Annotated in this window: 14 protein-coding genes; all 14 read left to right on the forward strand. The window is 29.6% G+C overall.

The genetic code is table 11. The features are described from left to right. Positions 1 to 22: 22 nt before the first annotated feature. Positions 23 to 253, forward strand: a complete 231-nt coding sequence (acpP, locus tag B3086_RS00325; protein ID WP_035134562.1) for an acyl carrier protein — start codon at positions 23 to 25, stop codon at positions 251 to 253. A 50-nt stretch (positions 254 to 303) separates the two neighbouring features. After that, positions 304 to 1,245 carry an enoyl-[acyl-carrier-protein] reductase FabK gene (gene fabK, locus B3086_RS00330; RefSeq protein WP_346849185.1) on the forward strand — a complete coding sequence of 314 codons (942 nt, stop codon included), beginning with the start codon at positions 304 to 306 and terminating at the stop codon, positions 1,243 to 1,245. A 15-nt stretch (positions 1,246 to 1,260) separates the two neighbouring features. Next, on the forward strand, positions 1,261 to 2,205 hold the full coding sequence (fabD, locus tag B3086_RS00335; RefSeq protein WP_346849186.1) for an ACP S-malonyltransferase: 945 nt from the start codon (positions 1,261 to 1,263) through the stop codon (positions 2,203 to 2,205). 14 nt (positions 2,206 to 2,219) lie between these two features. Further along, on the forward strand, positions 2,220 to 2,960 hold the full coding sequence (gene fabG / locus B3086_RS00340) for a 3-oxoacyl-[acyl-carrier-protein] reductase (RefSeq protein WP_346849187.1): 741 nt from the start codon (positions 2,220 to 2,222) through the stop codon (positions 2,958 to 2,960). 22 nt (positions 2,961 to 2,982) lie between these two features. Next, positions 2,983 to 4,221 carry a beta-ketoacyl-ACP synthase II gene (gene fabF, locus B3086_RS00345; RefSeq protein WP_346849188.1) on the forward strand — a complete coding sequence of 413 codons (1,239 nt, stop codon included), beginning with the start codon at positions 2,983 to 2,985 and terminating at the stop codon, positions 4,219 to 4,221. A gap of 3 nt (positions 4,222 to 4,224) precedes the next feature. After that, complete coding sequence (gene accB, locus B3086_RS00350; protein ID WP_346849189.1) at positions 4,225 to 4,737, forward strand: acetyl-CoA carboxylase biotin carboxyl carrier protein; 513 nt, start codon at positions 4,225 to 4,227, stop codon at positions 4,735 to 4,737. 61 nt (positions 4,738 to 4,798) lie between these two features. Continuing rightward, positions 4,799 to 5,227 carry a 3-hydroxyacyl-ACP dehydratase FabZ gene (gene fabZ, locus B3086_RS00355; RefSeq protein WP_414632261.1) on the forward strand — a complete coding sequence of 143 codons (429 nt, stop codon included), beginning with the start codon at positions 4,799 to 4,801 and terminating at the stop codon, positions 5,225 to 5,227. A 19-nt stretch (positions 5,228 to 5,246) separates the two neighbouring features. Next, complete coding sequence (locus B3086_RS00360) at positions 5,247 to 6,596, forward strand: acetyl-CoA carboxylase biotin carboxylase subunit (RefSeq protein ID WP_035134569.1); 1,350 nt, start codon at positions 5,247 to 5,249, stop codon at positions 6,594 to 6,596. A 24-nt stretch (positions 6,597 to 6,620) separates the two neighbouring features. After that, the gene (gene accD, locus B3086_RS00365; RefSeq protein ID WP_346849191.1) at positions 6,621 to 7,487 is read left to right on the forward strand and encodes an acetyl-CoA carboxylase, carboxyltransferase subunit beta; all 867 of its coding nucleotides are present in this window, start codon (positions 6,621 to 6,623) and stop codon (positions 7,485 to 7,487) included. 30 nt (positions 7,488 to 7,517) lie between these two features. Further along, on the forward strand, positions 7,518 to 8,324 hold the full coding sequence (locus B3086_RS00370) for an acetyl-CoA carboxylase carboxyltransferase subunit alpha (protein ID WP_035134571.1): 807 nt from the start codon (positions 7,518 to 7,520) through the stop codon (positions 8,322 to 8,324). Positions 8,325 to 8,564: 240 nt separating this feature from the next. Further along, positions 8,565 to 9,440, forward strand: coding sequence for a DegV family protein (locus tag B3086_RS00375; RefSeq protein ID WP_346849192.1), 876 nt, complete (start codon positions 8,565 to 8,567; stop codon positions 9,438 to 9,440). Between the two features lie 87 nt (positions 9,441 to 9,527). After that, on the forward strand, positions 9,528 to 10,175 hold the full coding sequence (locus B3086_RS00380; protein WP_346892559.1) for an amidase domain-containing protein: 648 nt from the start codon (positions 9,528 to 9,530) through the stop codon (positions 10,173 to 10,175). A gap of 177 nt (positions 10,176 to 10,352) precedes the next feature. Then, positions 10,353 to 11,219 carry a type I methionyl aminopeptidase gene (gene map, locus B3086_RS00385; RefSeq protein ID WP_346849194.1) on the forward strand — a complete coding sequence of 289 codons (867 nt, stop codon included), beginning with the start codon at positions 10,353 to 10,355 and terminating at the stop codon, positions 11,217 to 11,219. Between the two features lie 211 nt (positions 11,220 to 11,430). Continuing rightward, positions 11,431 to 16,824 (forward strand): diguanylate cyclase, encoded by a 5,394-nt coding sequence (locus B3086_RS00390; protein WP_346849195.1) that lies wholly within the window; start codon positions 11,431 to 11,433, stop codon positions 16,822 to 16,824. Positions 16,825 to 16,917: the final 93 nt, after the last annotated feature.

A 16,917-nucleotide genomic window follows, 5' to 3' on the forward strand; every position in this document is an offset into this window, starting at 1 on the left:
AAATATATAGGAGGAATAAAAAATGGTATTAGAAAGAGTAAAAAAAGTTATAGCAAAAGAACTAGGTGTAGAGGTAGAGGAACTAAATATACAAGCAAGTTTTACAGATGATTTAGGAATAGATTCTCTAGAAATATTTGAAATTGTTATGAGTTTAGAAGAAGAGTTTGATATTGAAATTCCAAATGAGGATATAGAAAACATAAAAAATGTTCAAGATATTTCAAGCTATATAGAAAGCAAAGTTAATTAAAACAAAAGGTCAGATAGCTATCTATCTGACCTTAACCATAGGAGGTATATATGTTCAAATCAGATATATGTGAAGCTTTAGGAATACAATACCCAATAATTCAAGGGGCTATGGCTTGGATTGCAGATAGCGTATTAGCAAGTAGCGTATCAAATGCGGGAGGGCTTGGAATTATAGCGGCAGGAAATAACTCTCCAGAAAATGTTAGATTAGAAATAAGAAAAGCTAAAGAGCTTACAGATAAACCTTTTGGAGTAAACATAATGCTTCTTAGTGATAATGCTGATGAGGTTGCTAAGATTGTTTGTGAAGAAGGAGTAAAGGTTGTTACAACAGGTGCAGGAAACCCAGGTAAATACATGAATATGTGGAAAGATCATAATATTAAGGTTATTCCAGTAGTAGCTTCAACAGGGCTTGCAAAACGAATGGAGCGAAGTGGAGCAGATATGGTAATTGCTGAAGGTTGTGAAGCTGGTGGACACATAGGAGAACTTACAACTATGGCACTTCTTCCTCAGGTTGTAGATGCTGTAAATATACCTGTTATAGCAGCTGGTGGTATAGGAGATTCTAGAGGAATGTTGGCTGCATTAGCATTAGGTGCTAATGGATTTCAAGTAGGAACTAGATTTCTAGCAGCGAATGAGTGCACTATTCATGAAAATTATAAAAAAAAGGTAATAGAATCAAAGGATATAGATTCAGTAGTTACAGGTAGAAGTACTGGGCATCCTGTAAGAGTTCTTAGAAATAGATTATCTAGAGAATATTTAAGACTTGAAAAGTTAGGTACATCAGCTGAAGAGCTAGAACAATTAGGGGTTGGTGGACTTAAAAAGGCTGTTATAGACGGTGATGTAGATAATGGTTCTATTATGGCAGGTCAAATTGCAGCTTTAATAAAAAAGGAAGAAAGTTGTGAAGAAATAATTAAAGATTTTGTAGAAGGTACTGAAACATTACTAAAATCCATGATAAATAAATTTTAAAGTTGAGAGGTAACTATGAAAAATATCGCATTTATTTTCCCAGGCCAAGGAAGTCAGTACGTAGGTATGGGAAAGGAAATACATGAAGAATTCTTAGAAGCTAAGAAAGTATTTGAAAAAGCTAACAAAATTTTAAATAAAGATATAAGTGAGTTATGCTTCAATGGTCCCATAGAAGAACTAACCTCTACTGAAAATAATCAAGTAGCTATAGTAACTCTTTCAATAGCATTATTTGAAATTTTAAAATTTCATGGAATAAATCCTAAGGTTGTTGCAGGATTGAGCCTTGGAGAATATTCTGCTTTAATCTCAAGTGGAATTATGAATTTTGAAGAAGGATTAAGAGTAGTAAGAGAAAGAGGAATATTCATGAAGGAAGATAGTGATAAAACTAACGGCTCCATGGCGGCTATCATTGGTGGGAAAATAGAAATTATAGAAGAAGTATGTAATGAACTTAGTGATAAAGGAATAATAGGTATAGCAAATTATAATTGTAGTTCTCAAATTGTAATTTCAGGAGAGGATTTCTTAGTAGAAGAAGCTATGAGAAGTTTAAAAATTAAAGGTGCTAAGAAAATTGTTAAGTTACCAGTAAGTGGAGGATTTCATACAGAATTAATGGAAAATGCATCTAAAAAATTAGGAGATGTATTAAGTGAGGTAACTTTTAATGAAAGCAATATAGAAGTAATACCTAATGTTACAGGAGAGGTTTTACAAAACGTAATGGAACTTAGACAGTTGTTAGAAGCTCAAGTTAAATCTTCTGTGAAATGGCAAAAGACTATAGAAAATATGATTGATATGGGAATTAATACTTTTATAGAAGTTGGACCAGGAAAAGCCCTTAGTGGTTTTGTAAAGAAGATAAGTAAAGATGTAAAAATATTAAATGTTGAGGATAAAGAATCAATTTATAGTACATTGAAATATTTACAAGAAGCTCATGTATAGGAGAGGATATATATATGTTTAAAGGAAAGAATGTGGTAGTTACTGGAGGAAGTAGAGGTATAGGAAGAGCTATAGCTATAGAGTTTGGTAAAAAAGGAGCTAATGTGGTTATAAATTATGTTAGTAGTGATGCAGAGGCAGAAAAAGTTGCCGAGGAAATAAAAAGTCTTGGAGGAAATGCTATTTTAGTAAAAGGAGATATAAGTAGTTTCGAAGAAGGAAAAAAATTAATAGATGAAACGGTAAAAGTTTTTGGAACTATAGACATATTAATTAATAATGCAGGAATAACAAAAGATGGATTAATTATGAGAATGAAAGAAGAGCACTTTGATAAGGTTATAGATATAAATCTTAAGGGTGTATTTAATACTTGTAAGAGTGCAGTGTCTCACATGCTTAAACAGAGAAGTGGAAAGATTATAAATATTTCTTCTGTAGTAGGAGTTGTAGGGAATGCAGGGCAGGCAAACTATGCAGCATCTAAAGCAGGTGTTATAGGACTTACTAAGTCAATAGCTAAGGAAGTAGGAGCTAGAGGTATAACTGTAAATGCTGTAGCACCAGGATTTATAAAAAGTGATATGACAGATGTATTAAGTGAAAAAGTAAAGGATGGTATGTTAGGACTAATTCCTTTAAATAGATTTGGAAATGTAGAAGATGTAGCAAGGACTGTAGTTTTTCTTGCATCAGAGGGTGGAGACTATATAACAGGTCAAGTTATAAATGTAGATGGCGGAATGGTAATGTAGTTATTTAAGGAGGACATATAAAGTGAATAGAAGAGTGGTAATCACAGGTATGGGAGCATTAACTCCTATTGGTAATGATATTAACAGCTTTTGGGATGGAGTTAAGAATGGTAAATGTGGCATAGATTTTATAAAATCTATGGATGTAGAAAAGTTTAAAGTTAAAATAGCGGCAGAGGTTAAAGATTTTGACCCTACAGAGGTTATTGATAGAAAAGAAGCTAAGAGGATGGATAGATATTGTCAACTTGCTATGGCAGCAGCAGAGGAGGCAGTAAAATCTTCAAATTTAGATTTAGATAGTATTGATAAATATAGATTAGGTGTTTTAATTAGTTCAGGAATTGGTGGACTCGATACATTAGAAAATGAATATAAAAGAATGTTAGAAAGAGATACAACTAAGGTATCACCATTTTTAATTCCTATGATGATAGAGAATATGGCAGGAGGAAATGTTGCTATTAAATATGGTGCTAAAGGGCCATGCCTATCTGTAGTGACAGCTTGTGCTACAGGAACTAATAGTATAGGTGAAGCTTTTGAGATGATAAAGGCAAATAGAGCAGAAGTGATGATTACAGGTGGGACAGAGGCATCTATAACATCAATAGGTCTTGCTGGATTTACTGCATTAACGGCTTTAAGTAAGAGTGAGGATCCTAAAAAAGCATCTATTCCTTTTGATAAAAATAGAAGTGGATTTGTAATGGGTGAAGGAGCAGGAGTTTTAATTTTAGAAGAGCTCCAGCATGCAAAGGCAAGAGGTGCAAAAATATATGGTGAAGTTATTGGATATGGAGCTACTTGTGATGCCTATCATATCACTCAGCCTAGTGCTGATGGAGAAGGGGCAGCAAGAGCTATGCAACTTGCCATAGAAGAAGGAAATGTAAGCTTAGAAGATATATCATATATTAATGCTCATGGAACTAGTACTCCATATAATGATAAATTTGAAACTATAGCTATTAAAAATTTATTTAAAGAGCAAGCCTATAAGATCCCAGTTAGTTCTACAAAATCAATGACAGGACATTTATTGGGAGCATCAGGTGCTATAGAATCAATTGTATGTATAAAAGCTTTAGAGGAAGGGTTTATTCCAGCTACTATTGGTCTTGAGGAGAAGGATGAAGATTGTGATTTAGATTATGTTCCTAATATTGGAAGAAGAGCAGAACTAAAATATGCTTTGTCTAATTCCTTAGGATTTGGTGGTCATAATGCTACACTTTTATTTAAGAAATGGGAGGAATAAATTATGAATTATGAAGCAATTGAAAGGCTAATTAAATTAATAAATGATTCCGATCTTAAGGAATTAGAACTAGAAGAAGCAGGACTTAGAATAAGGATGAGCAAAAATGATTCTAGCAAAATTATTTATAATGAAGATGCTAGAGGATTAAATCAATCTAAAATCACAGATAAATGTGATATAGAGTATGTTAATCATACTAATAATGCAAATGATAATACTTCAGTAATATCAACAAAGCATGAAGAAATAATTACTGAAGAGAGTAATTTAGAAGAATGCTTTATAGTTAAGTCACCTATGGTAGGAACATATTATTCTTCACCTACAGAAAATGGAGAACCTTATATAAAAATAGGAGATTCAGTATCAAAGGAGTCAATTCTGTGCATAATTGAAGCTATGAAATTGATGAATGAAATTGAATGTGAAGTTGAAGGAACGGTGGCTAAAATATTTGTTAATAATGGAGATGTAGTAGAATTTGGTCAGCCTATAATGGCTATAAAACTTTAGAAATATAGATTATATAAAGGAGGTAATATAAATAATGTTGGATGCAATAGAAAGTGATGTAATAAAACTCAATATAAAAGAGATACAAGAAATAATACCTCATAGATATCCATTTTTATTTGTAGATCAAATAGAAGGTTTAGAACCAATGAAAAAAGCGGTAGGATATAAAAATATAACTATGAATGAATATTTTTTTCAAGGTCATTTTCCGCAAGAACCTGTATTACCTGGAGTGATAATAGTAGAAGCGCTTGCACAAGTTGGTGCCATTGCATTACTTTATGATGAAAAGTTTAGAGGCAAGATAGCCTACTTCGGTGGGATAAAAAATGCTAGGTTTAAGAGAAAAGTTATACCTGGTGATAGATTAAAACTAGAAGTTGAAATTATAAAGATAAAAGGACCAATGGGTATTGGTAAAGGAATTGCCACAGTTGATGGAGTAGTAGCTTGTGAATGTGAATTAACCTTCGCAGTAGGAGTATAAAAGTAAGAGAGGTAGCCGTATGTTTAAAAAGATATTAATTGCTAATAGAGGAGAAATTGCAGTTAGAATAATTAGGGCTTGTAGAGAAATGGGAATACAAACTGTAGCTGTATATTCTGAAGGTGATAGAGAAGCTTTGCATGCACAAATGGCAGATGAGTGTGTTTGTATTGGACCATCAGCCTCAAAGGATAGTTATCTAAATGAAAATAATATATTAAATGCTACTATTTTAAAAGGTGCAGAGGCTATTCATCCAGGGTTTGGATTTTTATCTGAAAATAGTAGATTTGCCAAGATGTGTGAAGAGTGTAATATTAAATTTATAGGACCCACAGCAGAAAATATAAACAATATGGGAAATAAATCAAAAGCCAGAGAACTTATGGAAAAGGCTAATATACCAGTAGTACCAGGATCAAAGGGAATTATAAATAATGAAGAGGAAGCTATAGTAATAGCTAAAGAAATAGGATATCCAGTAATGATAAAGGCCTCTAGCGGAGGCGGAGGAAAAGGAATTAGGATTGTAAATAATGAGAATCAGCTTATAAGTGATTTTAATGCAGCAAAGAGAGAAGCGAAAGTTTCATTTAACGATGATTCGATGTATATAGAAAAGTTTATAGAAAAACCAAGGCATATAGAAATACAACTCATAGCAGATAATTATGGAAACACAGTATATCTAGGTGAGCGTGAATGTTCTATACAAAGAAAAAATCAAAAGGTGTTAGAAGAAGCACCATCAGTATTTATAGATGATAGTATGAGAAAAAAAATGGGAGAGACTGCAGTTAAAGCAGCTAAATCTATAGGGTATGTAAATGCTGGAACTATAGAATTTCTAGTAGATAAGCATAAGAAGTTCTATTTCATGGAGATGAACACTAGAATACAGGTAGAGCATCCTGTAACAGAAATGGTAACAGGAGTTGACTTAATAAAAGAACAAATTAGGATAGCTTATGGAGAAAAGTTAAGTTTTTCACAAGAAGATATAAAAATTACAGGTCACTCTATTGAGTGTAGAATAAATGCGGAGGATCCTTATAAAAATTTTAGACCTTGTCCAGGTGAAATAACTAATTTATATGTACCTGGTGGAAATGGGATTAGGTTAGATTCTGCGGTATATCAAGGATATAAAATTCCACACTGCTATGATTCAATGATTGGTAAACTTGTAGTTCACGGTAAAGATAGAGAAGAAGCTATAAGCAAAATGAAAAGAGCATTAAGTGAATTCATAATAGAAGGAGTTAGTACTAACATAGACCTTCAGCTTGATATTTTAACTAATGAGAGTTTTGTAGAAGGAACTTTTGATACAGGGTTCTTAGAAGCATATCTTAATAAAGTTAAATAGTTTAAATCTAAATGAGGTAATTATATGAAAGATTTAAGGTCATTATTTAAAAAAAATGTTTATATAGAAGTAAAACCGAGCAATAAAGAGGGTGAGATAAAAAGGAGACCACAAGTACCTGATGGAATGTGGATTAGATGTCCTAAATGCGGTAATACCATATATAGAGGAGATTTAATAAATAATTTAAAAGTGTGTTATTCTTGTGGAGGACATTTTAGACTTACAGCAAGAGAAAGAATTAAGCAAACAATCGATGAAGGAACATTTAAAGAATTATTTGCAGATATGATTTCAGACAATCCTTTAGACTTTCCAGAATATACGGAGAAGGTAAGTAAGATACAAAGAGTTACTAATATGAAAGAGGCTGTTATAGCAGGTATAGGGAATATAGATGGTAATACTGTAGTTATATGTGCTATGGACAGTAATTTTCTCATGGGAAGTATGGGAAGTGTAGTTGGAGAGAAGATTACACGAGCCATAGAATTAGCAACAAAGGAGGAACTTCCAATAGTAATATTTACTTGCTCTGGAGGAGCAAGAATGCAAGAAGGAATATTTTCTCTTATGCAAATGGCCAAAACGTCAGCAGCATTATCCTATCATAATGATAGGGGGTTACTATATATATCTGTACTAACAGATCCAACCACTGGAGGTGTAACAGCAAGTTTTGCAATGATAGGAGATATAATACTTGCTGAACCTAATGCACTTATTGGGTTTGCAGGACGAAGAGTTATTGAGCAAACAATAAAGCAAAAGCTACCAGATAATTTTCAGACAGCGGAATTTCTTTTGGAAAAGGGCTATGTAGATAAAGTTGTACACAGGAAGGATATGAAGAGTACTCTTAGTACTATTATAAAAATACATGTGAATTGAAGATACAAGGAATAGAGGTGTTGGAAGTAGATGGATAACAAGTTTAGCTCGTGGGAAAAGGTAAGTATAGCACGTAGTATTAAGAGACCTACAGCACTTAACTATATTAATAGTATATTTGAGGATTTTATAGAGTTAAAAGGCGATAGAGGCTATGGCGATGATAGTGCCATAGTAGGTGGTATAGCTAAATTTGAAAATAAAAGTGTTACAGTTATTGGAATACAAAAGGGAAATAGTACTAAAGAAAATATAGAAAGAAATTTTGGAATGCCAAAGCCAGAGGGGTATAGAAAAGCATTAAGACTTATGCTCCAAGCAGAAAAATTTAAAAGACCTGTAATTATTTTTGTAGACACTCCAGGTGCCTTTTGTGGAATAGAATCAGAAGAGCGTGGTATAGGAGAGGCAATTGCTAAAAACCTTATGACTATGAGTAATTTAAAGGTTCCTATAGTTTCTATGATTATAGGAGAAGGTGGAAGTGGAGGAGCATTGGCTCTTGCTGTTGCTGATGAGGTATGGATGCTTGAGAATTCTATATACTCAATTTTATCTCCAGAAGGATTTGCATCTATTTTATATAAAGATGTTACTAAAGCTAAAGAGGCAGCTGAAATAATGAAAATAACATCTTCAGATTTATTAGGTTTAGGAGTTATTGATAGGGTTATCAAAGAACCTAAAGGAGGAGCACAGGAAGATTCAAATAAAATGATTTTAAGTATAAAAGCAAATTTAAAAGAAGTATTAGAAAGATTAAGTAAAGAACCTGTAGACTCTTTATTGACTAAGAGATATTATAAGTTTAGAAAATTAGGTAAATATATAGAATAAACTAATAAAATATGGTAATATATGACTAATTATAATATAGTATTGATGTAAATTGTTTTAACTTATAGTAAAATGATTATAATACTAATAATAATTGGTCTTATTTTATTTTGTTAATATATAATTAAATGAATAATTGAACTAGCTATTATAATATAGAAGAGACCATAATTAAAATTAAGTATATAAAATGAATGTAGTAAAAGCTATATAAATTTATAAATGAGAGGAATATGATATATGAATAACAAAGTAGTTTTAGTAGTTGATTCTGGTAGCGATTTACCTATTGAATTTATAAATCAACCCAACATAGTAGGTCTACCTATTGGTTGTAATTTCAAAGGCCGAGATATAGAGGATTATTTTGGTCAGACTTTGGATATTAAAGAGTTTTATGATGGTTTAAGAACTGGAGATATGTATACTACATCCCAGATTAATGTATATAAATTTGAAGAAGCTTTTAAAAATATAGTAAAAGAAGGAAAAGCAATTATTTATATAGGACTATCTTCAGGGTTATCAGGAACTGTAAATAATGCAATAAATGCGTCTTTAAGTGTGAAAGAAGAATATCCAGATTGTGATATAACTATAATAGATACATTATCTGCTAGTATGGGAATAGGATTACTAGTATATAAGGTTTATGATATGATGAAAGAAAATAAATCAAAAGAAGAAATAGTTGAGTTTGCGGAAGGAATAAAACTAAAAATAAATCATTACTTTACAGTAGATGATTTAAAGCATTTAAAAAGAGGTGGAAGAGTATCAAGTTCTGCTGCAACGGTGGGAACTTTACTTAGTGTAAAACCGGTACTTCATATGAATAATGAGGGGAAACTAATACCTCTTAGTAAGGTTAGAGGTAGAAAAAAGGCTATGCTAGAGCTTGTAAAAAAATTTGAGGAAAGAAGCATAGGAGAAGAACAACTAATAACTATTTCTCATGGAGATTGTGTAGAAGATGCAAAGTTGTTAGAAGAGTTCTGTAGAAAAAGCGGAAGAGTTAAGGAGTGTATAATTAATAATTTAGGACCGACTATAGGTAGTCATACTGGAGCAGGATTATTAGCACTATTTTTTGTTGGTAATGGAAGAGAAGAGTAAACAAATTAGTAGATTGTGAGTATATAAGTATTATAGAGGTTAAATTACAACCTAATTAGCTTTAATATTTAAGATGGGAGGTTGATTATGAAGAGTATAAGATTACTTAAAATAATCAAAAGGATCAAAAGGAAATCCCAACTTAAAGATGAGATAATCAATAGAAAAAACTATGTATATAATAGAGCGAGAGCAAAGGCTTATGCTGAAGCTTATGCAGAGACTCCCAATGTAAAAGAATACCCTGTATTTAAGGATAATGACTGTGCTAATTTTATAAGTCAAGTTTTAGTAGCAGGCGGAATGAAAATGAAGGGGTCAGATTATAGAAAGTTTACAGATTGGTTTTGTTATACTAAAGATCTAATGGCTTTAAAGAAAGTTTCCCTGACATGGAGAAGTGCGGAATACTTTAGAAAATATTGGGGAAACAAAGATGGCCAAGGAAATAATATGGCAGATGAATTTAAGGAGTTAACAGTAGAAGAAGCAATAGCTAAGTTTGATGAACTATATACTTATATTATGATAGGTGATGTTATACAATATGCAGACAGTAACAAAAAAATATATCATTCTCAAGTAGTACATGCTAAAGAGTTTAATGTAGCATTAAACAGAAATGACTTATTCATAGCTCAGCATTCATTGAATAGAAAGCATGTATCTTTATACGAATACTTAAAATTATTAAAGAACAAAAAGGGAAGATATATTTATATTTATCATTTTTAATTGTTTAAAGTTTTGTAGATGTATTTCTACAAAACTTTTTTATTATTATTTACTATTAAAATATGGTAAGAAGGAATAAGTGGTATAATAGAAGTAAAACATATAGTATATAAAATAGAGTAATTTTGTAATAGATTTATATATGAATGTAAGAGGTTAATTATGATGGAGGTTAATATGGATAAATTAAATAGAAATGATAGTTGTTGGTGTGGAAGTGGATTAAAATACAAAAAGTGTCATATGGAGCAAGATAAGTATTTAGAAAAGCTAAGTGAACAGTATGGATATAAAATACCAAGAGAAATTATAAAATCTCAAAAGGATATAGATGGAATAAGAAAAAGTTGTGCTCTAACTAAAGATATACTAGATATGGTAGAAGAAAAAATAACAGTAGGAATATCTACAGAAGAAGTAAATAGATGGGTCCATGAATATACAGTATCCCATGGAGCATATCCAGCACCTTTGGGATATCATGGTTTTCCTAAGAGCACCTGTGTATCTATAAATAGTGTGGTTTGTCATGGTATACCAGACGAAGAAACTATAATAAAAGATGGTGATATAGTTAATGTTGATGTAACTTGTATTCTAGATGGTTATTATGGTGATTCAAATAGAACATTTCTCATGGGAAATGTTAGTGATAAAGCAAAAGATTTGGTACAAACTGCTAAAGAGTGCTTAAAGGTAGGAATAGAGCAAATAAAACCTTTTAATACTTTAGGAGACATAGGATTTGCTATAAATCAGCTTGCAACTAGCAAAGGATATTCTGTAGTTTATGATTATGGTGGTCATGGTGTAGGTAATGAATTTCATGAAGAACCTTTTGTTCCTCATATAGGACAAAAAGGCGAAGGGATGATTCTTCTACCAGGAATGACATTTACAGTAGAACCAATGATAAATGAAGGGGTACCAGAAACTGTTGTGTTAGATGATAACTGGACTGCCGTCACAGAAGATAACAAGTTATCTGCTCAGTGGGAACACACCATACTGGTTACTGAAGATGGTTATGAAATATTAACTTAATATATATTTGTACACAAGAGGGTTAAATTTTAATATTAAATTGAAGATTTTTGTCTAAAAATACAAGAAATTATTTTGTCATTAAGAAAATGTATAAGTACATTATTATGGTGTCGTATGGTATAATATGTAATAAAGATAGATAGTTATGAGTTATTTAACAATAATCTACATTAAACTTAATATTATTTTAATTAGGTAGGTACTAAATATGAAGATAATTAATGAAAGATATAAAATAGTGGAATTATTAAACCAAAATAGAATTTATTCTGTATATGAAGCCATAGACATATATAATAACATGTCTATGGTAAACATTTATGTTGTAAATAATTCTAATATAGAAAATAAAATAATTAATTATTGTATATCTGAATATGAAAAAATACCCACTATAAAAAATGATGTTATAAGAATTTTAGATTTTGGTGTAGTAAACAGTGTAGATAACAAGGATAAGATGGATAATTATTATTACACTACAGAAGTATATAGTGATTACAAGTTATTGCTAGATGCTGTAGAAGGCATTTCTGAAGAAATATTAATTAAAGTATTTTTAGAAATATGTGTAGTAGCACATAATCAAAGTTACAATTATATGAAAGTAGTTCCATTTAGTGATGACAATATATATGTAAGTTTAGATTTTAAAGTTAAATTAAAAGATAAATTAACCGCACTTTTACAATCAAGAGAAACAGGCATAGCTAGTTATTCAGAAGACATAGAAGAGGTTACTTCTAATAAATTTAAAGAAGAAAGATACTATATAAATAGATTATGTGAAATATTAATTAATATTTCATTAAAAAATAAAGGAAGATATAGGGATTCTAAAACTTGTAAAATAATTATAAAACACATGGAAAGTAATGAAGGGCAAGAATATAAAGAGTTATTTGGAGTAAAACTATATAATTTAATAGATAAACTATGTAGTAGTAGAGATAACTCAATAAATAGTATTTTTGATATTATTAAACAAGTTAATTCCATATATAACATGAACTTTAAATATCAAATTAATAGTGAAAAAAGAGAATTAAATTTTAATATCCCATTAATAGGTAGAGATGAAGAGCTAAAAATGATTATGGAGTCCATAAATCATATAGTTAAATATCATGAAACTAAAAATATTATATTAATTCATGGTGAAATAGGAATAGGTAAGACTCGGTTATTAAAACACATAAAATACATTATGAATGTTAAAGAAAATAAAAGACTTAGATGTTTTTATATGAAAAGTAATAAAGAAGAATCTACGAAGGTTACTATTGCACAGTTATTAAGAAAAATAGTGAGTATTGCAGATAAAAATTTAATTAGTAAATATAAGAAAGAAATAATGCTGCTAGCTCCAGACATTTATGGAGATAATAATAATGAAAATTTAGGATATTTTAAACTAGAAAATAAAGAAAGACTTATACTTATAGCTAAGATATCATCATTTTTACAAGAGTATTACTATGATAACCCAGGGGTAATTATCATAGATGATATGAATATGTATGATACATTAACACTAAATTTAATTCAATATATGTTGAACAAAACCTATTTTAGGACTAATGTGCTTATTATTATTGGATATAGGGATGGTGATTGCCTTAATAATAATAATTTTACACAGTTTATTGAATACATTGCAGATAAAGTTGCGTTAAATGTTCACCTTAGATCATTAACAGAGAGCAATTCTGCAAAGATGCTAAGAAATATATTAAATGTTGAGAAGATATCCGATGAATTTATAAGTAGATTTTATAAATATTCAATGGGAAATCCATTATTCATTGAAGAGTCCTTAAAGGATTTATGTAATAGAGAAATCATATATTTAAACGAAGAAAATGGTAGATGGTATAAGCCTGATAACCATGATATGTATATGCCAGTGAATATGGAAAAGGTCTGTGAAGCCCAATTAAAAGATGTAGACAAACTATCCTATGAAATTTTATATATAATTTCATTTTTTTATACACCAATGCCAGTAAGAGTATTAAAAGATGTACTTACAACAAATGAAAGTGATGTAGATAATGTAGTTGCCCAGTTGGTTGCCAAGGGTATATTATATAGTTCCATAGGCGATAATGGATTTGTGTATACCTTTTATAATAAATTTTTAAGAAGTTATCTATATAAGGATTTAGAGCGATCTATAAAAGAAGATATTCATAGGAAAATTGTAGTAGTACTTGAACGATATTGCTATGATGAATTAAATATCTATATAGAAGAACTTATCTATCATCTTGAGATTTTAGGGCTTAGTAGAAAACTTATATACTACTATAAGAAGAACGAGCAGAGATTAGAGAATATAAACAGTGTGAATGAAGCTATAAGATATAGTTTTAAGATTCTTCAAATCATTGATAAGTTTCAAAATCGAGATGAATTTATTAATGATGAAATAGAAACTAATATGAATTTAGGTAAGTTATACAATAGTATATCTGAAAAAAGTGTAGCATTAGAATATTATATTAAAGCTCAAGAACTATGTAAGTTTCAGGATAAGATAATTACTAATATAGATATTATGGTAGAAATGATCTGGATATACATAGATTTGTGTATGGAAGAAGAGATTGAGCACTATACTAAGAAAATATCAAAAGCACTAGAAAATGTAGATTATTTAAAAGGTACTATAGAATACTTAAGAATAATAGTAAGAAATTCATATAATACTGGAAAGTATGAGAAGATTAAAGATGTATGTAAGGAAGGAATAAGCCTTTGTAAAGAAGAGCATATGGATTATAAAGTTGGTTTCTATAATAGCTATTGTAATGCACTGATTGCCCAATGTAAGGAAGAAGAAGCTTTAAAGATATTAAAAGGAACAGTTACTGAATGTTATGAAAAGAACTATACTAAGGCACTACCTAGAATATATAATAGCATTGGAGTTATATATGGTGATTATTATCAATATGGTGATGAAGCACTGAGTTGGTTTGATAGGCTTTATGAAATAAGTAAGATTGAACAAAACAAGTTTTATGAAGTAATAGCTTTATCTAATATGGGATTTTTTAGTTATGTTTTAGTAAATTATGATGAAGCATATAGGTGTTTAAATAAGGCCTCTAATATAGCTACTCAAAATGAATTAATATATATGAATTTTTATAATTATGTATATATGGCATCTACATTATATAAACAAGGAAAGTATTCTGAATGTTTTAGATATATAGATATATGCAACAAATATATAGAAAGGAATTCAATTTTTGAGCAAGAATTAGTTCCATACTATATATTGGAATATTATATAAATTCCTTAATTGGTAATAGACAAAAAGCTATGGATTATTTATTAGAAGGTAAAAAGGCTTTTGATAATACGAATTCTTTAATGAAATATAAAATGGAGCTACTTTGTATTATAAACAAGATACTCTTAGAGAGAAAAATGAAAAGTATAGAAGATGTAATTGAGGCTAGTGAAAAGATATTATATGTAGATTTAAGGGTGTCAATGTTATCCGATGGAGTTTTACAACTTTTAAATCAAGATTTAAATAGTGTAGCTACAGAAATATTTTATTACATTAAAAAGTTTGAACATGAAATAAAGTCTGATCTTAATAAATTGACTTTAATATATATTGAAGCTGTTATAGATAAATGTATGCCTATAGATGCCTTAGAAGAGGCATTAGCTCAATATAAGGATATTAAAAATTCTAATTTATCCTGGAAAATATATTATAAAATAGGATATACCTATTATGAGAATGGAGATAGGGCTAAAGCAGCGTTATATATTTCAGAGGCCTGTGATATAATACAGGATATATTATTGCAAATTCCTAAGAACTATAGAAAATCTTTTTTACAGAATCAAGGAAACATGGTGGATTGCTTTCGAATACTATTACAAATAAAAAGTTACTATAATCAAAGAAAAGGAATAAAGTTAGACCAAATAAATATTAATACAACAGAAAATATTGAAGATTTATTTCAAATTATATTAGAGAGTGATTTTGTAAATGAAGAATTTATAAAATCCTTAAAGGATTCATCTAAGGATTATCTTACAGATATTGATAGTATTGAGGACTTACTAAATAACTTATGTGGAAATAGTCAAGAAAGTATGGACATCATATGCAAATATATAAGTTATATTAGTTTAGCAACGAAAACTAATATAATAATCGAGAATAATAATAGATTTTCTATAGTGTCAAGTGATGGAAATGATGTAGAACTCCCAAATGATATGTCTATAGTTAACATAGCTAGAAATAAGGGAATACCTATTAGGTTAAGTAGAAAAGTTATTTGTGATGCCAATGGGAATATACTAAGTTATGATATCGAAAATGATATAAAAGCAGCTATGTGTATACCAATAACTCAAATTTCTAAAAACAGTAGAGGTATGAGTAAATATGATTATAATCATGATGTGTTAGGATATGTATATGTGGAAAGTAAAAGGAAATTAAATAACATAAATGAGGAGACAATGCACCAGTGTGTAACTATAGGTAAAATCTTGTATATGATAATTGATAAACTTAATATAAAAAGAAATTCTACTATAGACAAGTTGACTAAGACATTAACAAGAAGGTATTTAGAATCATTTATTCATGAACAGATAGACAGATCTTTTAATTTTAACTCTGAATTTTCAACTATAATGGTAGATATAGATAAATTTAAAACCATTAATGATACCTTTGGACATAGAATGGGTGACCAAGTATTAAGTAAGATATGTGAAGTAATTATAAAAAATATAAGACAAGATGATGCAGTAGGAAGATATGGTGGAGAAGAATTTATTATAGTATTACCTAATACAGGCATAGAGGAAGCTAAGAGTATAGCTGAAAGAATTAGAGTGAAAATTTATCAGGCAAAAGTTATGGGAGATAAAAGAGTAGTAACGGTAAGTTTAGGCGTAGCTAATTATCCTAATCATACGACTACCTATGAAGAGCTTATTGAAAAAACAGACCAAGCTTTATATGCAGCTAAAAATAGTGGTCGTAATGCTACTAGAGTATGGGAAGAATCCTATGGTTCTAAAATAAGCACTACAAATAAATTAAGTGGTATATTTGTAGGTAGTGAAAATCAAGACTATAAGAATGTATCAACTTTAATTGAATTCATAGATTTAATTAATTCAGAGGGAAATGTAGATGAAAAAATTGCCATTACAATTAATAGAATTACAGAAATTGTTGAAGCAGATTCATGTACATTGTTTACCATAAAACAAGGGGAATTAGTCAATAGATACTCTAAAACTATAGATGAAACACTGGATGAATTTGATGAAATACGTAAATACAATAAGATTAAGGCTACAATAAATTCAGGAGAAAATATTTGTGGAGTAGACTGGGATTGCATAGATGAATATGATGAAATTAAAAACATTCCTGATTTAAAATCTAATATTATAGTTTTATTAAAAGACAAAATAAATATAATTGGAGTAATATACTTAACAGCATCAATTAATCATAAGGAGTTTACTTATGATGAATTAAATTTTATTAATACTTTAGGTAAAATAATTGTTCCAATCCTAAAAGAATATCAATAATATTAAATTTATAGGTATGAAATTAGAGAGCTAGTTTCATACCTTTTATCATAAATAGATAATTAATAAAAACTTAAAAGTATATATTTTTAT

This window comes from Clostridium sp. UBA871 (assembly GCF_002295255.1).
Classification (GTDB): Bacteria; Bacillota; Clostridia; order Clostridiales; family Clostridiaceae; genus Clostridium_J; species Clostridium_J sulfidigenes.

Bases quoted from the DNA above. Each gene is read 5' to 3' on its own strand.
- acpP (WP_035134562.1), top strand. From the start codon at position 23: ATGGTATTAGAAAGAGTAAAAAAAGTTATAGCAAAAGAACTAGGTGTA.
- fabK (WP_346849185.1), top strand. From the start codon at position 304: ATGTTCAAATCAGATATATGTGAAGCTTTAGGAATACAATACCCAATA.
- fabD (WP_346849186.1), top strand. From the start codon at position 1,261: ATGAAAAATATCGCATTTATTTTCCCAGGCCAAGGAAGTCAGTACGTA.
- fabG (WP_346849187.1), top strand. From the start codon at position 2,220: ATGTTTAAAGGAAAGAATGTGGTAGTTACTGGAGGAAGTAGAGGTATA.
- accB (WP_346849189.1), top strand. From the start codon at position 4,225: ATGAATTATGAAGCAATTGAAAGGCTAATTAAATTAATAAATGATTCC.
- B3086_RS00360 (WP_035134569.1), top strand. From the start codon at position 5,247: ATGTTTAAAAAGATATTAATTGCTAATAGAGGAGAAATTGCAGTTAGA.
- accD (WP_346849191.1), top strand. From the start codon at position 6,621: ATGAAAGATTTAAGGTCATTATTTAAAAAAAATGTTTATATAGAAGTA.
- B3086_RS00370 (WP_035134571.1), top strand. From the start codon at position 7,518: ATGGATAACAAGTTTAGCTCGTGGGAAAAGGTAAGTATAGCACGTAGT.
- B3086_RS00375 (WP_346849192.1), top strand. From the start codon at position 8,565: ATGAATAACAAAGTAGTTTTAGTAGTTGATTCTGGTAGCGATTTACCT.
- B3086_RS00380 (WP_346892559.1), top strand. From the start codon at position 9,528: ATGAAGAGTATAAGATTACTTAAAATAATCAAAAGGATCAAAAGGAAA.
- map (WP_346849194.1), top strand. From the start codon at position 10,353: ATGGATAAATTAAATAGAAATGATAGTTGTTGGTGTGGAAGTGGATTA.
- B3086_RS00390 (WP_346849195.1), top strand. From the start codon at position 11,431: ATGAAGATAATTAATGAAAGATATAAAATAGTGGAATTATTAAACCAA.